The organism is Candidatus Kapaibacterium thiocyanatum (assembly GCA_001899175.1).
GTDB classification, from domain to species: Bacteria; Bacteroidota; Ignavibacteria; order Kapaibacteriales; family Kapaibacteriaceae; genus Kapaibacterium; species Kapaibacterium thiocyanatum.
Genome location: MKVH01000011.1, coordinates 1 through 1,537 on the forward strand (window position 1 = coordinate 1; position 1,537 = coordinate 1,537).

General features: G+C 61.5%; 1 protein-coding gene and 1 pseudogene. Both read left to right on the forward strand.

Annotation, left to right across the window (positions count from 1 at the left end; all coding sequences use genetic code 11):
• A pseudogene (locus BGO89_06275) lies at nucleotides 1-771 on the forward strand (hypothetical protein).
• A complete protein-coding gene (locus BGO89_06280) occupies nucleotides 768-1,406 on the forward strand; it encodes a hypothetical protein (GenBank protein ID OJX59525.1) in 639 nt (212 codons plus the stop codon). The pseudogene BGO89_06275 and the gene BGO89_06280 overlap by 4 nt, the downstream one beginning before the upstream one ends.
• Nucleotides 1,407-1,537 lie beyond the last annotated feature (131 nt).

Below are 1,537 nucleotides of genomic sequence, written 5' to 3' on the forward strand. Positions count from 1 at the left end.
GAGCTCGATACGCTCGTGATCGAGAACACGTCGAGCGAACGGGCGATGCTTCTGCGTATCGATTGGGGATCGCTCGATCTCGCCACGTGTGCCGATCCGATCTATGCCGATCCACTTCGCGACTTCTATCCGTTCACCGAATTCTCCTACGGTACGTTCACCAACGTGACGACGTCCATCCTCCTCCGGGATATGAACGGCGATACGAAGAAGGATCTCATCGTCTACATCCGGGGAAGGAACGGGTCGACCGACACGGCCGGCGCGGTCGTCGTCATGGCCCAGCCCGGACTGGATCAATGGGACGGGACATACCTGACGGATATCATGACCGATCCCACGTGGGTGCCATACGATGCAGCGAGGCTGACCATCGGCACGGACATCACGGCCGGACGCCTGAACCAGCGCAGCGGCATCGTCATCCAGGAGTGGATCACGCCGCCGTCGCCCCTGGTCCAGCAGCAGGAGAAGAGCGAGCAGCGTCCCGCCCTGCAGGATCTGCCCGTCCACGACATGAGGATCGTCGTCTTCCCGAATCCCGCCTCGAATACCGTGACGATACGCCTGACGAGTCCCTTGTCCCTCATCGAATGCAGCGTGGTCGACATCTTCGGCCGTGAAGTGCTGCGCCTTGCCGAGGAGAACGTTCCGATGGCGCGGCGGGAGATGACGCTGGACGTCGCCCATCTCGCGGACGGGGCCTATCGCATCCTGCTCACCGACGGTACGGGAGCCATTGTTTCACGACCTGTCACCATCGCACGATGATCGATCCCATTCACGGCAGGGGAGCGGACCATGCTCTTCTGTCCCGTATCGCCACGCTCGTTCTGTGCCTGGGCGTGATGCTATCCTTCACGTCCGGAGTCCGGGCCCAATCGCAGGAGTCCTGCGAGGAGAACTGTCCGGGTGTTCCGTTCACGACGCAGACGATCACGTATTCGCCGCTGCCGTCGTGCTCGTTCACGATCACGGTGAAGAAGCGTTTCTGCGTGTCGTGGGAGCTCGTCATCCAGAGCATCACGCGTACGGGGAGCTGCGGGGGGCTGAGTCCTGCGGAGATCGTGAATCTGGTGACGTCGGACATCGTGATGAACAACATGATGAACTTCCCCCCGGCCGGCGGGTATACGTACGGCGGGTGGGTGTGGCGGATCGTGCGACCGTCGTGCTGGAAGTTCTCGGGGTTGTCGGTGGTGCCGTGCGATTCGTCGCAGTGCTGCATCAGCTACATCAACGTGGAGAAGCGCATCGAGTGTCCGCCGGGACACTGGGAAGCGGCCAGCGAGCGGCAGGTGCTGCAGGTGCTTCCGTGTGCCCCGAACGTGACGTCGGGACCGATGCTCGGCTGCATGGAATCGTGCGGTCCGATCACGCCGTGGCTGAAGGCGAAGATGAAGTGACGACGTCATTTCCTTCCTGACGACCGGTGTGTGTCTCTCTCTCTCTCTCTCTCTTACGAACGACTATTCACGACGACGACAAGCACGACGACGGTGCGGAGCATACGATGAAGAACATCCAGCGCATGACG

Excerpts from the sequence above, each read along its gene's own strand:
- BGO89_06280 (OJX59525.1), top strand. The coding sequence starts at position 768 with ATGATCGATCCCATTCACGGCAGGGGAGCGGACCATGCTCTTCTGTCC.